This is a genomic window from Acuticoccus sp. I52.16.1 (genome assembly GCF_022865125.1).
GTDB lineage: Bacteria > Pseudomonadota > Alphaproteobacteria > Rhizobiales > Amorphaceae > Acuticoccus.
The window spans coordinates 4588063-4610357 of record NZ_CP094828.1; the positions used below are offsets into that span (position 1 = coordinate 4588063).

General features: G+C 68.8%; 21 protein-coding genes. All 21 read left to right on the forward strand.

What is annotated here, in order from left to right; translation table 11 throughout:
• The first annotated feature begins 69 nt into the window (after nt 1-69).
• The 21 genes from MRB58_RS20670 to MRB58_RS20770 all read left to right on the forward strand — a co-directional run bounded on the left by MRB58_RS20670 (nt 70) and on the right by MRB58_RS20770 (nt 22196).
• Nucleotides 70-690 (forward strand): NADH-quinone oxidoreductase subunit J, encoded by a 621-nt coding sequence (locus MRB58_RS20670; protein WP_244778968.1) that lies wholly within the window; start codon nt 70-72, stop codon nt 688-690.
• Complete coding sequence (nuoK, locus tag MRB58_RS20675; RefSeq protein WP_244778969.1) at nt 687-992, forward strand: NADH-quinone oxidoreductase subunit NuoK; 306 nt, start codon at nt 687-689, stop codon at nt 990-992. The genes MRB58_RS20670 and nuoK overlap by 4 nt, the downstream gene beginning before the upstream one ends.
• Before the next feature lie 4 nt (nt 993-996).
• On the forward strand, nt 997-2934 hold the full coding sequence (nuoL, locus tag MRB58_RS20680; RefSeq protein ID WP_244778970.1) for an NADH-quinone oxidoreductase subunit L: 1938 nt from the start codon (nt 997-999) through the stop codon (nt 2932-2934).
• Nucleotides 2935-2971: 37 nt separating this feature from the next.
• Complete coding sequence (locus MRB58_RS20685) at nt 2972-4693, forward strand: NADH-quinone oxidoreductase subunit M (protein ID WP_244778971.1); 1722 nt, start codon at nt 2972-2974, stop codon at nt 4691-4693.
• Complete coding sequence (nuoN, locus tag MRB58_RS20690; protein WP_244778972.1) at nt 4690-6132, forward strand: NADH-quinone oxidoreductase subunit NuoN; 1443 nt, start codon at nt 4690-4692, stop codon at nt 6130-6132. Before MRB58_RS20685 ends, nuoN begins: the two co-directional genes overlap by 4 nt.
• A gap of 50 nt (nt 6133-6182) precedes the next feature.
• A complete protein-coding gene (locus tag MRB58_RS20695) occupies nt 6183-6869 on the forward strand; it encodes a biotin--[acetyl-CoA-carboxylase] ligase (protein WP_256461748.1) in 687 nt (228 codons plus the stop codon).
• Nucleotides 6866-8545 carry a ribonuclease J gene (locus MRB58_RS20700; protein WP_244778974.1) on the forward strand — a complete coding sequence of 560 codons (1680 nt, stop codon included), beginning with the start codon at nt 6866-6868 and terminating at the stop codon, nt 8543-8545. Before MRB58_RS20695 ends, MRB58_RS20700 begins: the two co-directional genes overlap by 4 nt.
• A gap of 93 nt (nt 8546-8638) precedes the next feature.
• Nucleotides 8639-9037 (forward strand): methylmalonyl-CoA epimerase, encoded by a 399-nt coding sequence (gene mce, locus MRB58_RS20705; RefSeq protein WP_244778975.1) that lies wholly within the window; start codon nt 8639-8641, stop codon nt 9035-9037.
• Nucleotides 9037-9324 (forward strand): DUF1467 family protein, encoded by a 288-nt coding sequence (locus MRB58_RS20710; RefSeq protein WP_244778976.1) that lies wholly within the window; start codon nt 9037-9039, stop codon nt 9322-9324. The genes mce and MRB58_RS20710 overlap by 1 nt, the downstream gene beginning before the upstream one ends.
• 154 nt (nt 9325-9478) lie before the next feature.
• Nucleotides 9479-10600: an ABC transporter substrate-binding protein gene (locus MRB58_RS20715; protein ID WP_244778977.1), complete on the forward strand. Its 1122-nt coding sequence runs from the start codon at nt 9479-9481 to the stop codon at nt 10598-10600.
• Nucleotides 10597-11397 (forward strand): ABC transporter ATP-binding protein, encoded by an 801-nt coding sequence (locus MRB58_RS20720; protein ID WP_244778978.1) that lies wholly within the window; start codon nt 10597-10599, stop codon nt 11395-11397. Before MRB58_RS20715 ends, MRB58_RS20720 begins: the two co-directional genes overlap by 4 nt.
• A gap of 25 nt (nt 11398-11422) precedes the next feature.
• On the forward strand, nt 11423-12244 hold the full coding sequence (locus MRB58_RS20725; RefSeq protein ID WP_244778979.1) for an ABC transporter permease: 822 nt from the start codon (nt 11423-11425) through the stop codon (nt 12242-12244).
• A 2-nt stretch (nt 12245-12246) separates the two neighbouring features.
• Nucleotides 12247-12993, forward strand: coding sequence for an isochorismatase family cysteine hydrolase (locus MRB58_RS20730; protein WP_244778980.1), 747 nt, complete (start codon nt 12247-12249; stop codon nt 12991-12993).
• A 14-nt stretch (nt 12994-13007) separates the two neighbouring features.
• Nucleotides 13008-13796 (forward strand): alpha/beta fold hydrolase, encoded by a 789-nt coding sequence (locus tag MRB58_RS20735; RefSeq protein WP_244778981.1) that lies wholly within the window; start codon nt 13008-13010, stop codon nt 13794-13796.
• A gap of 164 nt (nt 13797-13960) precedes the next feature.
• Nucleotides 13961-14662 carry a ribulose-phosphate 3-epimerase gene (gene rpe / locus MRB58_RS20740; RefSeq protein ID WP_244778982.1) on the forward strand — a complete coding sequence of 234 codons (702 nt, stop codon included), beginning with the start codon at nt 13961-13963 and terminating at the stop codon, nt 14660-14662.
• Nucleotides 14652-15341 (forward strand): phosphoglycolate phosphatase, encoded by a 690-nt coding sequence (gene gph / locus MRB58_RS20745; protein ID WP_244778983.1) that lies wholly within the window; start codon nt 14652-14654, stop codon nt 15339-15341. Before rpe ends, gph begins: the two co-directional genes overlap by 11 nt.
• A gap of 390 nt (nt 15342-15731) precedes the next feature.
• Nucleotides 15732-17543 carry an alpha/beta hydrolase gene (locus tag MRB58_RS20750; protein WP_244778984.1) on the forward strand — a complete coding sequence of 604 codons (1812 nt, stop codon included), beginning with the start codon at nt 15732-15734 and terminating at the stop codon, nt 17541-17543.
• 143 nt (nt 17544-17686) lie between these two features.
• Nucleotides 17687-19177, forward strand: coding sequence for an FAD-dependent oxidoreductase (locus MRB58_RS20755; protein ID WP_244778985.1), 1491 nt, complete (start codon nt 17687-17689; stop codon nt 19175-19177).
• A 65-nt stretch (nt 19178-19242) separates the two neighbouring features.
• Nucleotides 19243-19563, forward strand: a complete 321-nt coding sequence (locus tag MRB58_RS20760) for a helix-turn-helix transcriptional regulator (RefSeq protein WP_244782066.1) — start codon at nt 19243-19245, stop codon at nt 19561-19563.
• Nucleotides 19564-19611: 48 nt separating this feature from the next.
• Nucleotides 19612-20952 (forward strand): FAD-dependent oxidoreductase, encoded by a 1341-nt coding sequence (locus MRB58_RS20765; protein ID WP_244778986.1) that lies wholly within the window; start codon nt 19612-19614, stop codon nt 20950-20952.
• Nucleotides 20949-22196 (forward strand): MFS transporter, encoded by a 1248-nt coding sequence (locus tag MRB58_RS20770; protein ID WP_256461688.1) that lies wholly within the window; start codon nt 20949-20951, stop codon nt 22194-22196. The genes MRB58_RS20765 and MRB58_RS20770 overlap by 4 nt, the downstream gene beginning before the upstream one ends.
• Nucleotides 22197-22295: the final 99 nt, after the last annotated feature.

Here is a 22295-nt window from a genome sequence, read left to right on the forward strand (position 1 = left end):
ATATCCGCTTGGGGTTGCTGCTCCCCTTGGAGCCGCACTTCGACACGTCCGCGCCGCGCGAGAGACTGCATGACAATTGCTGCGCTGTTTTTTTACCTCTTTGCCGCGGTCATGGTGGCCTCGGCCTTGATGGTCATCTCGTCGCGAAATCCGGTTCACTCTGTCCTGTTCCTGATCCTCGCGTTCCTCAATGGTGCCGGTATCTTCATGATGACCGGGGCCGAATTCCTCGCGCTGATCCTCGTGGTCGTCTACGTCGGCGCGGTGCTCGTCCTGTTCCTCTTCGTGGTGATGATGCTCGACGTGGACTTTGCCGAACTGCGGCAGGGGTTCATGCAGTACCTCCCCGTCGGGGCGCTGGTGGGCGTGGTTCTGTTGGTCGAGCTGATCTTCGTCCTGGGCGCCTACACGCTGGCTCCCACGGTCGCCGCTCAGGTCGTCCTGCCGATCCCGCCCCCCTCCGAAGTGTCGAACACCGAGGCGCTCGGCCTCGTGCTGTACACGCGCTATGCGTTCTACTTCCAGGTGTGCGGGCTCATCCTGCTGGTCGCGATGGTGGGCGCCATCGTCCTGACCCTGCGTCACCAGGCGATCGCCAAGCGCCAGGACATCGGCAAGCAGGTCCACCGGACCCGCGAAGAGGCGATCGAGGTGCGCGACGTCGCATCCGGCAGGGGGCTGCAACTGTGATAGACATTTCACATTACCTGACCGTCTCGGCGATCCTTTTTGTCATCGGAGTGTTTGGCATTTTTCTGAATAGAAAGAATGTCATCGTCATTTTGATGTCGATCGAGCTGATCCTGCTGGCGGTGAACATCAACTTCGTCGCCTTTTCGGCGGAGCTCAACGATCTGGTCGGCCAGGTGTTCGCCCTCTTCGTCCTCACGGTGGCGGCGGCGGAGGCCGCGATCGGCCTCGCCATCCTCGTCGCCTTCTTCCGCAACCGTGGCTCCATCGCGGTTGAAGACATCGACACGCTGAAGGGCTGACCCGGTGGTCCAACTTCTCGTCTTCCTGCCGCTCTTCGGCTTCCTCTTCGCCTTCCTGTTCGGCCGCAAGGTCGGGGCGCTCGCAGCTCAGGTGGTCACCACCGGGTTCCTGTTCGTCTCGGCCGTATTGGCCTGGATCATCTTCATCGCCTGGGGCTTCGGCGACTCGCCGACCGAGCGCATCATGCTGATGGAGTGGATCATCTCTGGCGATCTCGACATCGCCTGGGCGCTGCGCGTCGACACGCTGACCGCGGTCATGCTGGTGGTGGTCTGCACGGTCTCCGCGCTCGTCCACCTCTACTCCTTCGGCTACATGAGCCACGACCCGGCCAAGGCGAAGTTCTTCGCCTACCTGTCGCTGTTCACCTTCGCGATGCTGATGCTCGTGACGGCCGACAACCTCTTGCAGATGTTCTTCGGCTGGGAGGGCGTGGGCCTCGCGTCCTATCTTCTCATCGGCTTCTGGTCGGACCGGCCGTCGGCCAACGCGGCGGCGATCAAGGCCTTCGTGGTCAACCGCGTCGGCGATTTCGGCTTCCTCCTCGGCATCTTCACCATCTTCGCGCTGTCGGGCGTGGTGCAGCTCGACGCCGTGTTCAGCGCCGGCCCGGCGATGAGCCAGACGACGTTCGACTTCCTCGGCATGGAGCTGAACGCGCTGGAACTCGCCTGCTTCCTCCTGTTCGTCGGCGCGATGGGCAAATCGGCTCAGTTCGGCCTGCACACCTGGCTGCCGGACGCGATGGAAGGTCCGACCCCGGTCTCCGCGCTGATCCACGCCGCCACCATGGTGACGGCCGGCGTCTTCATGGTCGCGCGCATGTCGCCGCTCTACGAGTTCGCGCCCCACGCGCTCGGCTTCGTGACCTTCATCGGCGCGACCACGGCGATGTTCGCCGCCACCGTCGGCTGCGCCCAGAACGACATCAAGCGCGTCATCGCCTACTCGACCTGCTCGCAGCTCGGCTACATGTTCGTCGCGCTGGGGGTGGGGGCCTACGGCATCGCCATCTTCCATCTCTTCACGCACGCCTTCTTCAAGGCGCTCCTGTTCCTCGGCGCCGGCTCGGTCATCCACGCGATGCACGACGAGCAGGACATGCGGAACATGGGCGGCCTGTGGCGGAAGATCCCCTACACCTACGCCGCCATGCTGATCGGCTCCCTGGCGCTGACCGGCTTCCCGCTGACGGCCGGATACTTCTCCAAGGACGCCATCATCGAGGCCTCGTTCGTGGGCGAGAACGTCTTCGCCATGTACGGCTTCTGGATGCTGGTCGGGGCGGCGCTGCTCACCTCGTTCTACTCCTGGCGCCTCCTCTTCATGACCTTTCACGGTCAGACCCGGGCCTCGGCGGACACGTTCAAGCACGCCCACGAATCGGGTCTCGTCATGCTGATCCCGCTGGCGGTGCTGTCGGTCGGCGCGCTCCTCGCCGGCTACGTCTTCGCCGACTCTTTCAAGTCGGTGCCGACGGGCGACTTCTGGAACGGGGCGATCTTCGCCTCCGCCGGCAACCACGTCCTGCACGCGATGCACGAGGTGGCCGCCTGGGTGGTGTTCTCGCCGTCGGTCGCGATGGTGCTGGGCTTCCTGATCGCGCTGGTCTTCTACGTCCTCAAGCCGACATGGCCGAAGCGGTTCGTCGAGGCCGCGCCCGGCTTCCACCAGTTCTTCCTGAACAAGTGGTACATCGACGAGCTGTACGACCGCATCTTCGTGCGGCCCGTGCGCTGGCTGGGTCGGATCTTCTGGCAGAACGACACGCGCGTGATCGACGGGTTCGGTCCGGACGGCATCGCCGCGCGGGTGAAGGACATCTCGGTCCTCGCCCACCGCTTCCAGACCGGCTACCTCTACCACTACGCCTTCGTCATGCTGACCGGGATCGCCGTGTTCGTGACCGTGATGATCGCTTTCGACAGGGGCTACCTATGATCCGCCCGTCGCCTCTCGTTCTGGCCGAGGCTGACCGATGACTGACTGGCCGCTCCTCTCGATCCTCATCTTCCTGCCGCTGGTGGGCGTGGTCTTCATCCTCGCCGTGCGGGGGGACGATGCGCCGGCGCTCGAGAACATCCGCCGCGTCGCGCTGATCACGACGATCTTCAACTTCGTCCTGTCGCTGGGGCTGTGGTTCGCCTTCGACCCCACCGACGGCGGCATGCAGTTCGTCGAGAAGGCGGACTGGATCCCGGGCCTGATCTCCTACCACCTCGGCGTGGACGGTATCTCGATGCCGTTCGTGGTGCTGACGGCGTTCCTGATGCCGTTCTGCATCCTGGCCTCGTGGAAGGCGATCACCGACCGCGTGCGCGAGTACATGGTCGCGTTCCTGATCCTCGAGATGCTGATGATCGGCGTGTTCTGCGCGCTCGACATCGTCATCTTCTACATCTTCTTCGAAGGTGGCCTCATCCCGATGTTCATCATCATCGGTGTGTGGGGCGGTCCGCGGAAGATCTACGCCTCCTTCAAGTTCTTCCTCTACACGCTGACCGGCTCGCTGCTCATGCTGCTGGCCATCATCGCGATGTACTGGGACGCCGGCACGACCTCGATCCCCGACCTGATGCTCCACGACTTCCCGGCCGGGATGCAGACGTGGCTGTGGCTCGCCTTCTTCGCCTCGTTCGCGGTGAAGATGCCGATGTGGCCGGTGCACACCTGGCTCCCCGACGCGCACGTCGAAGCGCCGACCGCGGGTTCGGTGCTGCTGGCGGGTATCCTCCTGAAGATGGGCGGGTACGGGTTCCTGCGCTTCTCGTTGCCGATGTTCCCGATCGCCTCGGCCGAGCTCGCGTGGCTGGTCTTCACGCTCTCCTGCATCGCCATCATCGTCACCTCGCTGACGGCGCTGGTGCAGAAGGACATGAAGAAGCTGATCGCCTACTCGTCGGTCGCCCACATGGGCTTCGTGACCATGGGCATCTTCGCCATGAACACGCAGGGTATCCAGGGCGCGGTCTACCTGATGCTGTCGCACGGCATCGTCTCGGCCGCGCTCTTCCTGTGTGTCGGCGTTGTGTACGACCGGGCCCATACGCGCGAGATCTCGGCCTACGGCGGCCTCATCCAGCGCATGCCGTTGTACGCGACCGCGTTCATGGTATTCACCATGGCCAACGTCGGCCTGCCGGGCACGTCGGGCTTCGTGGGTGAATTCCTGGCGATGATCGGCACCTACAAGACCTCGGTCGTGACGGCCGTCGTCGCCACCACCGGCGTCATCCTGTCGGCCGCGTACGCGCTCTACCTCTACCGCCGCGTGGTGCTGGGGCCGCTCGAAAAGGAATCCATGCGCCGCATGCTGGATCTCGACCTGCGCGAGAAGTTCATCATGGTGCCGCTCGTGTTCCTCACCATCCTGTTCGGCGTCTGGCCGAACCCGGTGCTGAACGTGACCGAGGCGTCCATCAACGAGTTGGTGGGCCACGTCGCCGAGGCCAACGGCGCCCCGGCCGGCCCCAAGATCGACGCCTCGCAGTTCACTCTGGCGACGGGCTCGTCCGCCGACGCGGTCGCGCGCGGTCTGGAGGCCGCCGGCATGGCGACCGAGGGGGGAGGCCACGGCGAGGCCGAAACGCACGGCACCGCCGACGCGCACGGCGAGGCCGGCGACCATGGCGAAGAAGGCGCCGCCGAGGGTCACGGTGCCGCAACGAGCGAGACGCACGAGACCGAAGCGAGCGAATGATGAACCAGATCGATCTTCCCGCGCTCGCCCCGCTGCTGCCAGAGATCATCCTGGCGGTGTCGGCGATCGTGCTCCTGATGGCCGGCGCCTTCTCCGACGAAGACGCCGCGCCGACCATCTCGATCATGACGATCGTCTTCATGATCTTCGGCATCATCGCCATCTGCCTGACGTCGACCGGCACGGTGACCTTCCACGGCGCCTTCGTGGTCGACGGGTTCGCGCGCTATCTCAAGATATTGACGCTCATCGCGGCGGCGGTGTGCATTGCGATGACGCTCGGTTATGCGCGTCACCAGTCCTTCAGCCGCTTCGAGTTCCCGGTGCTGATCCTGCTGTCGACCGTCGGCATGATGCTGATGATTTCGGCCAACGACATGATCGGCGTCTATCTCGGCCTCGAGTTGCAGTCGCTGGCGATCTACTGCGTCGTCGCCATCAACCGCGACTCCACGCGGTCCACCGAGGCGGGCCTCAAATATTTCGTCCTCGGCGCGTTGTCGTCCGGCATGCTGCTCTACGGCATCAGCCTGATCTACGGCTTTACCGGCGCCACCGTCTTCCCCGACATCGCCGCGGTGCTGGGCGAGGAGGGGACGTCGCTGGGCGTGATCTTCGGCCTGGTGTTCGTGCTGGCGGGTCTCGCCTTCAAGGTGTCGGCCGTGCCGTTCCACATGTGGACGCCGGACGTCTACGAAGGCGCGCCGAGCCCGGTGACGGCCTTTCTCGCCGCCGCACCGAAGGTCGCCGCGATGGCGCTCTTCACCCGCGTGGTGATGAGCGCCTTCGGCCCGGCCTTCATCGAGTGGCAGCAGATCCTGATCTTCCTGTCGATCATGTCGATGGTGCTGGGCGCCTTCGCGGCGATCGGGCAGACCAACATCAAGCGGCTGATGGCCTATTCGTCCATCGGTCACATCGGCTATGCGCTGATCGGCCTGGCGTCCGGCTCGCAGGAGGGCATCGTCGGCGTGGTCGTCTACATGACCATCTACATGGTCACGACGCTCGGCACCTTCGCGTGCATTCTGGGGATGCGCCGTGCGGACGAGGGCATGGTGGAGGATATCTCCGACCTCGCCGGCCTGGTCCGCACCAAGCCGTGGATGGCGGCGGCGTTCACGCTGCTGCTGTTCTCGCTGGCCGGTATCCCGCCGCTGGTGGGCTTCTTCGCCAAGTTCTACGTCTTCCTGGCGGCGGTGAAGGCGGGGCTGATGCCGCTGGCGATCATCGGCGTCCTGTCCTCGGCGGTGGCGGCCTTCTACTATCTGCGCATCATCAAGATCATGATGTTCGACGATCCGCGTGATCGGTTCGAGCCGATGGCCGGCGAGTTGCGTGCGGTGCTGGCCGTATCCGGTGCCTTCTCGATCTTCTTCTTCCTGGTCTGGACGCCGATCCTATCGGCCGCGACGGCGGCGGCGCAGAGTCTCTTTTGACCGTGGGGGATGTCGACCCGGCGTCCGCGCCGGTCGTCACCCTGGGTGACGTGGGCTCGACGAACGACGAAGCGATGGCGCGGCTGCGCGCCACCGGGGCGCCCGTCTGGGTCACGGCGGAGCGGCAACTGGCGGGGCGCGGGCGCCGCGGTCGGCCATGGGTGTCCGAACCGGGCAACCTTTATGCGTCATTCGCGTTTCAACCCACATGGACCGAGGCCGCGTTCGGCCTGTTGCCGCTGGCGGCCGCCGTGGCACTGGCCGATGCAGTGGGTTCGCTCGGGGTCGGCGCGCGTGTGAAATGGCCGAACGATGTCCTTGTCGGCGGCCTGAAGGTGTGCGGGATCTTGATCGAGAGTGAATGGGTAGGGGCCGAGCGACGTGCGGTGGTCGGATACGGGGTGAACGTGGCGCACCACCCGGCCGACGCTCCGGCGACGCATCTGGCCGAACATGAGCCGTCCGTCGACGTCGCGGCCGTTCGCGGCGCGCTGCTGCCGGCGTTCGCCGACGTCGCACGCGTGCTCGGCACGGCGGACGGCGTCGCCACCGTGCGACGACGCTGGCTCGACAAGGCGGCCGGTGTCGGCGGCCCGATCGACGTTCGCCTGGAGAGCGAGACGCGCTCCGGAATTTTCGAGGGCCTGGACGACGGCGGTCGCCTCATCCTGCGCCGGCCCGACAACACGACGGACCGGATCTACGCCGGCGACGTCTTCATCAGGACGGCATCATGAGCGCGCGCGGTTCGGAACTCGTCTTCCTGCCGCTCGGCGGCGTCGGCGAAATCGGCATGAACCTCGCGCTGTACGGGGTCGGTCCGCCCCACGCGCGCAAGTGGCTGATGGTCGACTGCGGCGTCACCTTCGCCGAGGCGCGCTGGTTCCCCGGTGTCGACCTCATCCTGCCGGACATTTCCTTCATCGAGGAGGAGCGGCAGGATCTTGTCGGCATCGTCATCACCCACGCCCACGAGGACCACTACGGCGCGCTGCTCGACCTGTGGCCGAAGCTGCAGGTGCCGGTCTACGCCACACAGTTCACCGCCGGCCTGCTGAAGGCCAAGGCCACCGAGAACGGCAAGCTCGTCACCCCCGACGTGACGGTGGTCAAGCAGGGCGAGACGCTGGACCTCGACCCGTTCAAGGTCGAGTTCGTGCCGATGTCGCACTCGATTCCCGAGCCGAACGCGCTGGCGATCCGCACCGCCGACCATGGCCTGGTCGTCCACACGGGCGACTGGAAGATCGATCTCGACCCCGGCGTCGGCGCGCCCATCGGCATCGACCGGTTGCGCGAATTGGGCGAGGAGGGCGTGGTCGCGCTGATGTGCGACAGCACCAACTCGCAGCGCCCCGGCCGCTCGCCGTCCGAGCTCGACGTCGCGGCGGGGCTGAAGGCGTTCGTGGAGACGGCGCCGCACCGCGTGGCGGTCACGGCCTTCTCGTCCAACGTGGCGCGCATCCGCGCCGTGTGCGAGGTGGCGGCGGCGACCGACCGGCACGTGGTCGTCATGGGCCGGGCCATGCGCCGGGTGATCGAGGTCGCGACCGAATGCGGCTTCATGGACGGGCTGCCGAGGTTCCTGTCCGAAGACGATGTCGGCCACCTGCCGCGGGACAAGGTGCTGGTGCTGCTCACCGGCAGCCAGGGCGAGGAACGGGCCGCGCTGGCCCGCATCGCCGGCGACAGCCACCCCCGCGTCGCGTTGTCCGAGGGCGACCGCGTGATCTTCTCCTCGCGCACCATCCCGGGCAACGAGAAGGCGGTCGGCGAGGTGATGAACGGGCTGGCTCTACAGGGGATCGAGGTCGTCACCGACGCGCAGGGCCTGGTGCACACCTCCGGCCACCCGCGGCGTGACGAGCTGGTCGAGCTGTACTCCTGGCTGAAGCCGAAGGTGTTGATCCCGGTGCACGGCGAACCGATGCATCTCGCCGCGCACGAGCGGCTCGCCAAAGCCAACGGCATCGATCATGTCGTGCGCATCAGCAACGGCAAGATGGTCCGGCTCGATCCGGGGCCCGCCGCCGTGGTGGACGAGGTGGAGCCGGATATCTTGTTGATGGACGGCAAGCTGCTGCGCACGCCCGATCAGTCCAATGTGCGCGAGCGTCGCGCGCTGGCGTTCGCTGGCGTGGTGACGGCCGTGGTCACGCTCGACGACCGCTACGAGCTGGACGACGACCCGATGGTCGTCCTCATGGGCGTACCGGTGCGCGACGACGAGGGCGAGACCTTCCGCGAGCAGCTCGTCGACGAGATCGCCGGGGCGATCGAGTCGATCCCGCGGCACCGCCGGCGCGACCGGGACACGGTCATCCAGGCGGCGCGGCGGGCGATCCGCTCGCACATGTCGCAGCGGTGGGGCAAGAAGCCGCTGTGCCACGTCTTCGTGGTGAACGCGCCGTAGGCGTCCGCGGCCGGGCCGTTCGGCCACGCCCGCTCCCCCTTTAGGTTTGCCGGCGTTGCCCCTATCACCGATACGCATGAACGGGAGCGAGCAATGATCGGTCGGCTGAACCATGTGGCGATCGCGACGCGCGACGTCGCGGCGGCATCGCAGGTCTACCGCGGCGCGATGGGGGCCACGGTGACCGAGCCGCAGGACCTGCCCGAGCACGGGGTGCGGGTCGTCTTCGTCGAGCTGCCGAACACCAAGATCGAGCTGCTGGAGCCGTTGGGCGAAGGCTCGCCGATCGCCGCCTTCCTGGAAAAGAACCCCTCGGGCGGGCTGCATCACGTCTGCTACGAGGTGGAGGACATCGAGGCGGCGGCCGCGCAGGTGGCCGCGGGCGGGGCGCGGGTGCTGGGGCCGCCGAAGATTGGCGCGCACGGCAAGCCGGTGGTGTTCATCCACCCGAAGGACGTCTCCGGCGTGCTGACGGAACTCGAGCAGGTCTGATGGACCCGATCAGCGCCGTTGCCATCTTTTTCATCATCTGGTGGCTGGTCTTCTTCCCGGTGCTGACCTTCGGCGACCGGCGCTCGGACGCCGCGGCCGACCGCGTACCCGGCACCGAGCCCGGTGCGCCCGCGCGCACCCACCTGAAGCGGCGAGTGACGATCACCACCGTCATCGCCGTCGTCGTGTTCGGCGCGGTCTACCTGGCGCTTAACAGCGGGCTGACCTTGGACGATCTGCCCTTTCCCAAGCCGCCGCCGGTTCCCGAATACGAGAACGCGCGATAGCGGGCCGCGGTCGGTCGCGCGCCAGCGGAATCACCCGTGCGCAACCCTGGTGCCGTAAACGCGGGCAACCGACATGGGATCGTGGCACAAAACTGGCAGCGAATTCACGACAATAAGCAACTCGTGCTTATCCTTCACATAGGATCCGCTGACCATGCAGGACAACACCTTCCGGGCCAAAACCGCCGTCTCGCGCCGCACGCTGCTGAAGGGGGCCGGCGCGGCCGGCCTCGCGCTCGGTGCGGGCATGCGCTTCCCGACGCCGGCGATCGCCCAGACCAAGACGATCAAGTTCACCCTGCCGTGGCTGGCCAACGGGTCCACGCTGTTCACGTACGTCGCCAAGAACCAGGGCTTCTTCAAGGACAAGGGCCTCGACGTCGAGATTTCGCGCGGCTACGGCTCGGTCGCGGCGGCACAGGCGCTGGGGGCGGGCGAGTTCGACTTCGGCTTCGTGTTCGCCGGCGGCATCATCCTGGGTGCGGCGCGCGGGCTGCCGCTGAAGGGCCTCGCCACGCTGGGCTACGACGCCACCATGGGCATGCTCTTGAAGGCCGACAGCGAAATCACCGAGCCGAAGGACTTCGAGGGCAAGAAGATCGGCATGGTGCCGACCTCGGCCGAGGCGCCGTACTGGCCCGCGTTCGCCCGCAAGACCGGCATCGACACCTCCGGCGTCACCATCGTGCAGATGGACAACCGCGTGCTGGAGCAGTCCGTCATCAACGACCAGGTCGCCTCGGTGACGGCGATCGCCACGTCTTCGGTGCCGGTGATGATGTCGCTCGACCAGCCGACGCGCTTCATGCTGTGGTCGAAGTATGGCGTGTCGCTCTATGCCGGCCAGGTGGCCACCCAGGCGGCGACCTATGAGAGCGATCCGGAGCTGTGCGCCGCCGTGACCGAGGCGCTGACGGAAGGTCTCGTCTACGCGCTGAAGGATCCGCAGGCCGGCGTCGACATCTTCGTCGAGGAGGTGCCCGAGATCGGCATCGCCGCGAACGGGCGCGAGAACGCACGCCTGTCGCAGGGGCTGATGCACTATACGGTGGTCTCGACGGAGGCCGAGGAGCACGCCATCGGCTACACCGACATGGAGAAGGTGGGCGAAATGGTCGACATGGTGATGGAATTTGGCGCGCCGGCCGATGCCACCCGCCCGGACCCGGCGGCCCTCTACACCAACGACGTGGTGAGCGAAGCCGGCAAGCTGTCGGCCGACGAGTGGGCCAGTATCAAGTCCGGCCTCGACGAGTACGCCAAGATCCTCGGATGAAAGTCGCTGCCGAAACCGTGCCGGACGTCCCGTTCCAGGCGATCACCGCCGACCGGGCGCGCAAGGTCTACGAGACGCCCTCGGGCGACGTCGAGGCCGTCGCCGAGGTGTCGTTCGAGATCGCCCGCGGCGACTTCGTGTCGATCCTCGGTCCGTCCGGTTGCGGCAAGAGCACGTTGATGCTGATGGTGGCGGGCCTGGAGCCTGCCACCTCCGGCACCATCACGCTGGACGGCGCGGCGGTGGCGGGACCGCAGACCGACACCGGCATCATGTTTCAGGACCCCACGCTGCTTCCCTGGCGCAGCGTGATCGACAATGTGCTGTTTCCGATCTCCATGGTGCGGCCGGTGACGGCGGCGGACCGGGCCGAGGCCGAGCGGCTTCTCAAGGTGGTGGACCTGTGGGCCTTCCGCGCCAAGCGGCCGCGCGAGCTGTCGGGCGGCATGCGCCAGCGCGTGGCACTCGCCCGCGCGCTCGTTACCAATCCGCGCATCCTGTTGATGGACGAGCCGTTTTCGGCACTCGACGCCATCACCCGCGACGAGATGGGCCTGGCGCTGGGTCGCATCTGGGACACCACGCACAAGACCGCGATCTTCATCACCCACTCGATCCGCGAGGCGGTGTTCCTGTCGGACCGGATCCTCGTCATGGGCCGGCGGCCGTCGCGCATCGTGGAGGACATTCGCGTGCCGTTCCCGCGCCCGCGCGACCCGGCGATGGAGGCCGATCCCGCCTTCAACGAGCTGTGCCTGCACCTGAAAGGCGAGATCCACAAGACGAGCGCCGCATGAGCCGCGCCGACGAACCACGGACCCGATGACCGTTACCGAGATCGAAGCCACCGCCGCCCGCGTGGCGACCCGCCGCCGCAAGCGCCTCGCGGGGGTGGGGACGCGGGTGCGGGTGGTGGTGCTGCCCATCCTCACCGCGCTCGCCGTGTTCGCCGCGTGGGAGCTGATCGTCGATGCCTACGACATCTCCAACGCGCTCTTGCCGGCACCGTCCGAGATCGCGACGCGGCTGTCGGTGGTGTTGCCCTTCCTCTTGAAACAGGCGGTGCCGACGACGCTGGAGACCATCGCCGGGTTCGCCATCGCGACCGTTCTGGGGATCGCGCTGGCCGTCCTCATCAGCGCGTCGCGGTTCGTGCGCGAGGCGATCTACCCCAATATCGTCTTCTTCCAGCTCATCCCCAAGATCGCTCTGGCGCCGCTCTTCATCGTCTGGCTGGGGATCGATTCGCCCTCGCGCGTTACCTTTGCGGTGTTCATCTGTTTTTTCCCGGTGGTGGTGGCGACGTTGACGGGGCTCGGTTCGGTCGACCGCGATCTGCTGCGCCTGTGCCGCGCGGTCGGGGCGAGCCGGTGGAAGGTGTACACGCAGGTGCGCTTTCCGGTCGCCATCCCGCACATCTTCGCCGGGCTGAAGATCGCCATCACCTTCGCGATGATCGGCGTGATCGTCGGCGAGTTCATCACGGCCCAGGCCGGGCTCGGCTACATGATCCTGTTCGGCGCGTCGCAGGCGGACATGACGCTGATCTTCGCCTCCATCACGCTGCTGTGCGTCATCGGCCTTCTGCTCTACGCGATCATCGTCGCGGCCGAGGCGCTGGTCCTGCGCCGCTACGGAGAATAGCCATGAACGATCAGCCGCTCGGCAATGCGCAGCCGCAGACCGGCATCGCCGCCGTGCCGACCGCGCCCGGCGCCGACATCGTCGTCGCCGCCCTGCCGGAGCCGGTCGCGATCTCGCTGGCGACGACCGCGCTCGTCATCGTCGACATGCAGAACGCCTATCTGTCGAAGGACGGCTACCTGGACCGTGTGGGGTTCGACGTGTCCGATTCGCCGCCGGTGATCGAGCGGACGGCGGCGCTGCTGGCGGCCGCGCGCGCGGCGGGACTGAAGACGATCTTCCTGCAGAACGGCTTCTCGCCGGACCAGGCGGAGGCGGGCGGGCCGACATCGCCCGTCTGGTACAAGTCGAACGCGCTGAAGTACATGCGCGCCCATCCGCAGATGCGCGGCAAGCTCATCACCATCGACACGTGGGACTTCGCCATCGTCGACGCGCTGGCGCCGCGGGACGGGGAGCCGGTGATCCGCAAGGCGCGCTACTCCGGCTTCGCGGGCACCAATCTGGAGCAGATGTTGCGCGCGAGCGGGATCACCACGCTGCTTCTGGCCGGCGTCAACACCAACGTATGCGTGGAGAGCACGCTGCGCGACGCCTTCCACCGCGAATTCTTCGGGGTGATGATCCCGGACGCGACGCTCCAGGCCGGGCCGGACTTTATCTTTGAGGCCAGCGTCTTCAATGTACGGTCCTTCCTCGGCTGGACCGCGGACACGGCGAGCGTCGTCGCCGCGCTGCAGCCGGCCTGACCGCGAGACCATCCATGCCGACCTTCGACCGCCCCGACGGCACCCTCGTCTACGACATCGCCGGGGAGGGGCCGCCGCTCCTTCTCCTGTGCGGCCTGGGAGGCTCGCGGCGCTACTGGGACAACCTGCTGCCGGCCCTGACCGCGCGCTTCACCGTCGTCGCGATGGACCACATGGGCTGCGGGGAGACGGTGTCGCGCCGCACCGAGCACACGGTGCCGGCGCTGGCGGACGACGTGACCGCACTCCTCGACCACCTCGGCATCGAGGCGGCGCACTTCATCGGCCACTCGACCGGAGCGGCGACGGGGCTCGTCCTGGGGGCGGTGGCGCCGGAGCGGATAAAGCGGATGGTGCTGTTCGCCGGCTGGCCGGGGCGGGACCCGTTCTTCGACCTCTGCTTCAAGGTCCGCCGCCGGCAACTCGTCGACAGCGGGGTCGCGGCCTATCACGGTGCGACGCCGCTCTTCCTCTATCCGCCGCGCTTCGTGGCCGAGCATTCGCAGACGGTGCAGGCGGTGGTCGACGGGCTGATCGCCGCCAGCCCGCCCACCGAGACGATGCTCGCCCGGATCGACATGCTGCTCGCGTTCGACCGCCGCGCCGAACTGGCGGACATCGAGACCGCGCCGCTGATCCTGTGCGCGAGGGACGATCAGCTCACCCCGTTGCACTGTTCGGAGGCACTCGCGGCCGGCATCCCGGACGCGCGTCTGGCGGTGATGGATTGGGGCGGCCACGCCGCCTCGCAAACCGCGCCCGAGGCGTTCCTGTCCCTCGTATTGGACGAGCTGTCTCACTAGATGTGACGCATCGGGACGGGGGCGCGTCGTCGTCGGTCCCGGCCGGCCGCTGCCGGGTGCCGTGCGTTTCGCCGTGCATCAGCGGGGGCAGGCTCTTCCCAAACGTCGCTCCGGATGGTCTTTGCCCGGCATTCGCCCGACCGTCCGCCATCGGAGACCCGAAGATGTTCGACCGCCGCCCGAAGATCGCCCCGTCGATCCTGTCCGCCGACTTCGCCGCCTTCGGCGCCGAATGCGAGGCGGTGGAGGCCCAGGGCGCCGACTGGGTGCATGTGGACGTGATGGACGGCCACTTCGTCCCCAACATCACCTTCGGCCCGCAGACGGTGAAGGCCATCCGCCCGCACATCGAGACGGTGATGGACGTGCACCTGATGATCGCCCCGGTCGACCCCTATATCGCCGCCTTCGCCGAGGCGGGGGCGGACGTGCTCACCGCCCACGCCGAGGCGGGCCCCCATCTCGACCGGACGCTGCAGGCGATCCGCGCGGCCGGGTGCAAGGCCGGCGTGGCGCTGAACCCGGCGACCCCGGCCGAGGCGATCGCCTATGTCATGGACCGGATCGACCTCGTCTGCGTGATGACGGTGAACCCCGGCTTCGGCGGGCAGAGCTTCATCGACGCGTGCGTGCCCAAGGTGGCGCGCCTGCGCGAGATGATCGGCGACCGGCCGATCCACATCGAGATCGACGGTGGCGTGACGCCGCAGACCGCGCCGCGCCTGACCGCGGCTGGGGCGGACGTTCTGGTGGCCGGCTCGGCGGTGTTCAAGGGCGGCTCGGTCGCCCAGCCCGGCGCCTACGGGGCCAACATCCGCGCCATCCGCGAGGCGGCGACGGCCGCGGCGAGGTCCGATGCGGCCTGAGGCTCGCGCGTTTGACGCCGTCGTCTTCGACCTCGACGGCACGCTGATCGACAGCGCGCCGGCGATCCGGGCGATCGCGGGCCGCTTCCTCGCCGAGCAGGGAGCCGCGCCGCTGACGCTGGACGAGACGCGCGCCTTCATCGGCCATGGCGCCGCGCATTTCCTGCGGCGCGCACTGGCGGCGCGCGAGCTGCCGGCGAACGACGCCGCCGTCGCCACGCACTACCCCCGTTTCATCGCGATCTACGGTGCCGCCCCGCCGGGTGACAACGTCCCCTTCGGCGGCATCGTCGAGACGCTCGGCGAGCTGGAGCGCGCCGGCGTCGCGGTCGGGCTGTGCACCAACAAGCCGGACGAGCCGACCCGGCGCGTGCTCGACGCGTTCGGCCTCGCCTTCGCCGTGGTCGTCACGGGGGACACGCTGCCACAGAAGAAGCCGTCCCCGAAGCCGCTGGAGGCGGTAGTCGCCGGGCTCGGCGTGACGGTGGCGCGTACGCTCTTCGTCGGCGACAGCGAGATCGACGCTTTGACGGCTCGAGCCGCCGGCTGTCCCTTCGCTCTCCACACGGCCGGATACCATTTCGCGTTCTCCGAGGCGGCCCAGCCGGACTACTTCGTTGCCGATATCCCATCCGTTCTCGACATCGTGATCAATCGCGGCCCGATCGCCACAATTTAGGCGGGCCGCCGCAAGCGCACGGGCGGCCCGGCCGTGCAGCGCCGAGAACACCGCGCGAGCTGCGGCATTTCGTCGATAGGGGCGGCTTGCGGGTCGCCCAAATGCAATCGGCCGTCCACGTCGACACCGCCTCAGGCACGCCTTGAAGGCGGTCTATGCCTCGAGCCGGTGGTCAAGCTGCTACACGTTTTCGCAAATTGATAGAATAGTGCTCGCGAACACAGTGTTCGATCCTGCACAATGCCAGATCAAGGGAGGCAGCAGTGGCGCGCCGAACGACAATAACAGTGGGTCATCACTGAAAAGACCACCTGCCGTCTGCGCCGCGCACGGGGGGCGCGGTCGCAGGGCGATGTCGGATCGGTGCGCATGGCAGGAGGGAACAACGCCATGAATACACACGTCGTACCGAGCGTCGATTGTGATCTTCCGGGCGTGGCCTTTGCCGGCCGGCGCTCCCGTGAGCGGCATCGCCGCCCCCCATGGCGGGCCCAGCCCGTCTCCATCGCCCAGCCCGCTCTCAGCATTCAGACCATCGGTCCCGTCGCGATTTCCTGGAACGGGGAGGCGCTGCCGCTGCCCGCCTCGCGCAAGACGCGCGCGCTGCTCGGCTACCTCGTCCTGTGCGCCCGGCCGCAGCGGCGCGAGCGGCTGTGCGAGTTGCTGTGGGAGGTGCCGGACGACCCGCGCGCGGCGCTGCGCTGGTCGCTCAGCAAGCTGCGCCCGCTGGTCAACGTGGGCGGCGAAACCCGGCTCATCGCCGACCGCGAGCAGGTGCGGATCCAGATCGACCCCGTCCGCGTCGACTTCGAGCATATCGCCGCCGTCGCCAGTGGCGAGGAGGCGGTGGGCGAGGATACGACCGCGCACGGGCTCGCCGAGGCGTGGGAATGCGCCAACCGCGTCCTGATGGAGGACTGCGAGCTTTCCAACCAACCGACCTTCTCCGCCTGGCTCGACCACAAGCGGACCGAACTCATGCGCCTGCGCGTCAAACTGGCCCGCCGGCTGGCACAGGCGCCGGACCTGTCGCTGGAGGAGAACGAGGTCTGGGCCGAGCGCTGGTGGCTCGACGCGCCGTTCGACCCGGCGGCCGCGCAACACGCCGTCCTCGCTCGCCGCAAGTTGGGGCGCGAGCGCGAGGCCGTCGCCCTCGCCGATCAGATGGAGCGCGCCTTCCGAGACGCGGGACTGGAGCCGCCCGACTTCTCGATCTGCCCGTTCGAGGTCGCGCCGGCCACCGGCCCTGCGGCGGGACCGCCCCATGCCGACGCGGCGCGCGTCCCGGCCCGCGTGGCGCCGGCGACGCTCGACAGCGGCCCGTCGATTGCGCCCGAGGCGGCGGACGGCCCGGCGGTGCCGCATCAGTCGATCCGCTTCACCGAGGCGCAGGACGGGGTGTCGCTCGCCTGGGCCGTCGCCGGGGACAAGGAGCACCCGGCGCTGCTGAAGGCCGGAACATGGCCCTCGCACCTGGAACTCGACTGGGGCGCGCCGATCTGGTCCGGCCTCTACCGCAGCCTCACCGACAGCTTCCGCTTCATCCGCTACGACGAGCGCGGCTGCGGACTGTCGGACTGGATGGTGCCGGAGATCAGCCTGGCGCGCTCGGTCGGCGACCTGGAGCGGGTGGTCGACGCGGCCGGGCTCGACCGCTTCCCGCTGTTGGGCATGAGCCACGGGGCGGCGGCGGCGATCACCTACGCCGCGCGGCACCCGGAGCGCGTATCGCATCTGGTCCTCGTCGGCGGGTTCGCGGCGGGCTGGCGGCACACCGCATCCGCCGAGGAGGTGCGCGAGCGCGAGGCGGTAATGGTCCTGGCCGAGCGCGGCTGGGGGCGCACCAACCCGTCCTACCGCCACCTCCTGTCGCAGACCCTGATGCCGAGCGCGACGCCGGAGGACCTCGCGGAGTTCGACGCCGTGCAGCGTCGCACCACGTCCACCGAGAACGTCATGCGCGTTTTCGACATGATCTCCACCATCGACGTGCGCCCGCTGCTGAAGGACGTGCGCGCCGCGACGCTGGTGCTTCACAGCCGCAACGATATCTACGTCCCCGTCGGCGCGGGCCGTGCGCTGGCGGCGCAGATCCCCAACGCCGAGTTCGCCGGGCTCGACAGCGACAACCATTTCCTGCTGGGCCGCGAGCCCGCCACCGCCGACCTCGTCGCCGCCGTGCGCCGCTTCCTGGGGCGCTGAGCCGGCGGCATCGCCGGACCGTTGTCGTCCGCGTCGCGCCGCTCGCGGCGAATTCCACGACCGCCACCACGATCGGCACCACGCTCAGTGCCACGCCCGCGTGCTCAACCTTGCCGGGGTTGGCCGATCTGAGGGGAACGGGCGTGATCCATCTCATGAGCGAAGCGGCGACGGCGGACATGGAGCCGTGCGAGTTGTGCATCATCGGTGCGGGGATCGCCGGGCTCAACGCGCTCTTCGTCGCCACCCAGTATTTCGGGCCGATGGACCGGGTGATCCTCGTCGACGCGAAGAACGCGCCGGGCGGGATGTGGAACGAGGTGTACGACTACGCGCGCCTGCACCAGCCGCACCCGTCCTTCACCGTGGGCGACATGGCGTGGGACTGGTCACGGCCCAACCACTACCTCTCGACCGGCCGCGAGGTCGCCGCGCACCTCGGCCGCTGCTACGCCAGCCTGCGCGAGCGGGTCGACCTGCGAGAGCGCTTCGCCCACACCGTCACCCGCTGCGAGGAGGTGAAGGAGGCCGACGGGCGGACGATGGCGCACGTCGAGCATCACCCCAACGGCCACCCCGACCGTGTCCGGACGATCCGGGCCAAGTGGGTGGTGCGGGCGATCGGCTTCGACGTACCGGCGCCGCGGCCGCTTCCGCTCCAGAGCGCGCGCGTGATCTCGACCACGCCGCAACGCCTGCGCGCCGACGGCGTGTTCGACAGTGACGCCCCGGTCTACATCGTCGGCGGCGGCAAGACCGGGCTCGACACCGCGCTTGCGCTCGTCTCCCGCCGCTCGCGCCGGCGCGTCACGCTCCTCAATGGCAGCGGCACGGTGTTCGCCGATCGCGACCTGCTGGCCCCGCGTGGGCGTCGGCGCTGGTGGAGCGGGCGGCTCTTCTCGACCGCCTTTCGCGACGTCGCGATGCGCTTCAACGGCACCAACGAAGACGACGTGTTCGACTTCTTCCGCCGCACGATGTGCGTGAGCCTGGATCCCAGCGACCAGCAGTTCTTCTTCGGCATCATGTCCCAGGCGGAGCGCGATGCGCTGGATCGCGGCCTGGATCAGATCGTCAACGACTATCTGGACGGCGTGGTCGACGCGCAGCGGGGAACGCGGCTCCTGCTGCGCGGCGGTGGCTCGCTGCCGGTGTCCGAGGGGAGTGTCTTCGTCAACTGCACGGGGCACTTGATGCGCCATCGTCACCCGTACGAGCCCTTCCTGTCGCCGGAGGGGGCGGTCCTTTCGATCACACCGCGATCGATGACGCACTTTCTCACCAGCATGGCCGGCTATCTGCTGCCGCACCTCTTCTTCTCGGGGCGGCTGCGCGATGCTGGCCTCTATGCGCTCGACGGGGAGGAGATGCGCCGGCGCGGCGGGCGGCTCTACCACACGGCGCTGGTCTCGCTGACTTTCCTCAACACCATTCTCGCGCACGAGGCGCTGCCGGTGCGCGTGATGAGCCGCTGCGGCCTCGATCTCGACCGGCTGTACCCGCTGCCGCGGCGCCTGCTCGGCTTCATCGACGTGAAGCGCAACGGGGCGCGGTACGTGGACCACTGCCGCACCGCGCTGGACCGGGTGCAGGCGGAAACGGGCGTTCGCTGCGGCCGCCTGGAGGCGGCATGAGCGCGGCGGCGAGGCTTCAACCCATGACGATTGACAGGAGGGGCGACGATGTCCATGCTATTTCCATGAATATCGAATTAGCGGCAAACCAGCTCGACGCGCTCGGGAACGTGACCCGCCTCGAGCTGTATCGGACCCTCGTGCGGGCGGGGCCGGACGGGCTGGCCGTGGGGGAATTGCAGCAGCGCCTCGGCCTCGCTGCATCGACCCTGTCGCATCACCTGAAGCGGCTCGTGGACCGGGGTCTGATCACGCAGGAGCGACAGGCGACGACGCTGATCTGCCGCGCCCACTACCCGGCGATGAGCCGGCTCCTCGGTTTCCTGGCTGACGAGTGTTGCGCCGACCAGGTGCGCCCGCGCGTGCCTGAAGAGGCGGTTCGCTAGCGACCAAAAAATTTTCGTCACGATCTTCGATCGATCCGGAAGGACGGAATGAGCGAGCACATGAATATCCCTTCATCCTTGCCGGTCGTGGTGATCGGCGCCGGCCCGGTCGGGTTGGCGGCGGCGGCGCGGCTGGTCGAGCGGGGCCTGCCGTTCCTGGTGCTGGAACGGTCGGCCGCTGTGGCGGCGGCGCCCAGGGCGTGGGGCCACGTCCGCCTGTTCTCGCCCTGGCGCTACAACGTCGACGCGGCGGCCGGCGCGCTCTTGGAGGCGGCAGGCTGGGCCGGGCCGGAGCCGGAGGACCTGCCTACCGGCGCCGAGCTGACCGCGCGGTATCTGGAACCGCTCGCCGCCCATCCCGCCATCGCACCGCACCTGCGTCTCGGCGCCGACGTCGATGCCGTGACGCGCCGCGGGCGGGACAAGATGGCCTCGTCCGACCGCGAGGCGGCGCCGCTGGTGGTGCGGTGGACCGATGCGAGCGGGGCCCCGCACCGGACCGCGGCGCGCGCCGTGATCGATGCCAGCGGGACGACCGATCAGCCCAACCCGATGGGCGTCGACGGCTTGCCGGTGGCCGGCGAGGCGCAGGCCGCGGCGGCGGGGCGGATCGCCTACGGTCTGCCGGACGTATGCGGTGCGGCCCGGGGCGACTATGCGGGGCGGCGGACGCTGGTCGTGGGCAGCGGGCACTCGGCGATCAACCTCGTCCTCGACCTCGTGCGCCTGCGCCAGGACACCGGGGCGGGCGAGATCCTTTGGGCCCTGCGCAGCGGCGGGGTGGCGAAGTTGCGCGGCGGCGGGTTGGACGATCAGCTCCCCGAACGCGGCGCGCTGGGGCTGGCGGTGATGGACGCGGTCGAGGCGGGCCGTGTGCGCCTGCTGGCACCCTTCGCCGCGGAGCGCATCGCAACCGGCGCCGCGATCCTCGAGATCGATGCGACGCTGGAGGAGGCGCCGACGCGGCTGGAGGTGGACCGGATCATCGTCGCGACGGGCTTCCGGCCAGATCTCGCGATGCTGCGCGAGGTGCGCGTCGCACTCGACCCCGCGGTGGAGGCGCCGCATCGCCTCGCCCCGCTGATCGACCCGAACCTGCACTCCTGCGGCACCGTCCCGCCGCATGGGGCGGAGACGCTGGCCCACCCGGAGCCGGACCTCTTCATCGTCGGCGCCAAGTCCTATGGCCGGGCGCCGACATTCCTGATGGCGACCGGGTACGAGCAGGTCCGCTCCGTGGTGGCGGCGCTGGCCGGCGACCATGCCGCCGCCCGCGAGGTGCGCCTGGTGCTGCCGGAGACGGGCGTGTGCAGCGCGCCCGCCGCCGCGCCGGCCGAGGTGGCGGACTGCGGTTGTGCGCCGACGCGCTGCTGTGGCGCCGCTGCGTGAATCAGCCGGGCTGGGAGGAGGGCGCGCTCTGGCGGGGGCGTCACCGGGTCATCTCGGCGTTGGGGGTGACGCAGATCCTCGCCTGGGGGTCGTCGTACTATCTGATGGCCGTGCTGGCGCAGCCGATCGCCTCGGCGACCGGGTGGAGCTATGGCTGGGTCATCGGCGGCTTGTCGCTGGGGCTTCTGGTGTCGGGGCTGGTGTCGATCCGGGTCGGCCGGCTGATCGACGACTATGGCGGTCGCCCGGTGCTGGCGACGAGTTCGGTCTTCCTCGCGGTGGGGCTGGCGATTCTCGCGGCGGCACCGAACCTCGCGGTCTACGTCTTCGCCTGGCTGGTGCTGGGCGTGGGCATGGGGGCCGGCCTCTATGACGCGGCCTTCTCCACCCTCGGCCGGCTCTATGGGCCGGGCGGCCGGCGGGCGATCACGACGCTCACGTTGTGGGGCGGCTTCGCCAGCACGGTGTGCTGGCCGCTGTCGGCCCTCCTGGTCGACATGGCGGGGTGGAGAGGAACCTGTCTCATCTATGCCGGCCTCCAACTCGTCGTGGCGCTGCCGCTGCACCTGATATTGCTGCCGGCGGAGACCCCGCGCCATCGCGCCGCGCCGGTGGCGACACCGCGGATCGACGCGGCGCCTGCGATGGCCGCCGCAACGCGCACGCGGCTCGTCGTCTTGATGGCGGCGATCGTGACCACCATGGGCGTCGTCGCGGCGACATGGTCGGTGCACCTCATCACCATCCTGGAGGCGCGGGGCATGACGGTTGCGGCGGCCGTGGCGCTGGGGGCGTTGGTGGGCCCCTCGCAGGTCGGCGCGCGCGTGGTCGAGATGCTCGGCGGCGGGCGCTATCATCCGATCTGGACGCTGGGCGCGGCGGTGGTCCTGGTGGCGCTGGGGCTGGGGCTCCTGTGGGCCGGCTTCGTTCTGCCGGCGCTGGCGCTGATCGCCTACGGGGCCGGCAACGGCATCTTCTCGATCGCGCGGGGGACGCTGCCGCTGGCGCTCTTCGGGTCCGAGGGATATGCGCGGCTGATGGGGCGGCTGGCGATGCCCAGCCTGATCGCCCAGGCGCTCGCCCCGTCCGCGGTGGCGCTGCTGATGCAAATGTCGGGCGCGCACGCCGCGTTGTCGCTTCTCCTGGCGCTGGCGACGGCCAACGTCCTCGCCGTGGCGCTGCTGTGGGCGCTGGTGGGCCGCCTCGTCACCAGCGAGGGGGCCGAGAGCCGGCTCCGCGCCTGAACGGCCGCAGCGCGGGGGGGGCGCGACCCGCAGAGACCGGCAGCGCCCACAAGGGCCGCGCGGGTGCGGCAGGGTGCGGTCTGCCGGCGGTCGCCCCGG

Excerpts from the sequence above, each read along its gene's own strand:
- MRB58_RS20760 (WP_244782066.1), top strand. The coding sequence starts at position 19,243 with ATGAATATCGAATTAGCGGCAAACCAGCTCGACGCGCTCGGGAACGTG.
- MRB58_RS20735 (WP_244778981.1), top strand. The coding sequence starts at position 13,008 with ATGCCGACCTTCGACCGCCCCGACGGCACCCTCGTCTACGACATCGCC.
- rpe (WP_244778982.1), top strand. The coding sequence starts at position 13,961 with ATGTTCGACCGCCGCCCGAAGATCGCCCCGTCGATCCTGTCCGCCGAC.
- MRB58_RS20670 (WP_244778968.1), top strand. The coding sequence starts at position 70 with ATGACAATTGCTGCGCTGTTTTTTTACCTCTTTGCCGCGGTCATGGTG.
- nuoN (WP_244778972.1), top strand. The coding sequence starts at position 4,690 with ATGATGAACCAGATCGATCTTCCCGCGCTCGCCCCGCTGCTGCCAGAG.
- MRB58_RS20765 (WP_244778986.1), top strand. The coding sequence starts at position 19,612 with ATGAGCGAGCACATGAATATCCCTTCATCCTTGCCGGTCGTGGTGATC.
- MRB58_RS20700 (WP_244778974.1), top strand. The coding sequence starts at position 6,866 with ATGAGCGCGCGCGGTTCGGAACTCGTCTTCCTGCCGCTCGGCGGCGTC.
- MRB58_RS20750 (WP_244778984.1), top strand. The coding sequence starts at position 15,732 with ATGAATACACACGTCGTACCGAGCGTCGATTGTGATCTTCCGGGCGTG.
- gph (WP_244778983.1), top strand. The coding sequence starts at position 14,652 with ATGCGGCCTGAGGCTCGCGCGTTTGACGCCGTCGTCTTCGACCTCGAC.
- MRB58_RS20720 (WP_244778978.1), top strand. The coding sequence starts at position 10,597 with ATGAAAGTCGCTGCCGAAACCGTGCCGGACGTCCCGTTCCAGGCGATC.
- MRB58_RS20715 (WP_244778977.1), top strand. The coding sequence starts at position 9,479 with ATGCAGGACAACACCTTCCGGGCCAAAACCGCCGTCTCGCGCCGCACG.
- MRB58_RS20710 (WP_244778976.1), top strand. The coding sequence starts at position 9,037 with ATGGACCCGATCAGCGCCGTTGCCATCTTTTTCATCATCTGGTGGCTG.
- MRB58_RS20685 (WP_244778971.1), top strand. The coding sequence starts at position 2,972 with ATGACTGACTGGCCGCTCCTCTCGATCCTCATCTTCCTGCCGCTGGTG.
- mce (WP_244778975.1), top strand. The coding sequence starts at position 8,639 with ATGATCGGTCGGCTGAACCATGTGGCGATCGCGACGCGCGACGTCGCG.
- MRB58_RS20730 (WP_244778980.1), top strand. The coding sequence starts at position 12,247 with ATGAACGATCAGCCGCTCGGCAATGCGCAGCCGCAGACCGGCATCGCC.
- MRB58_RS20725 (WP_244778979.1), top strand. The coding sequence starts at position 11,423 with ATGACCGTTACCGAGATCGAAGCCACCGCCGCCCGCGTGGCGACCCGC.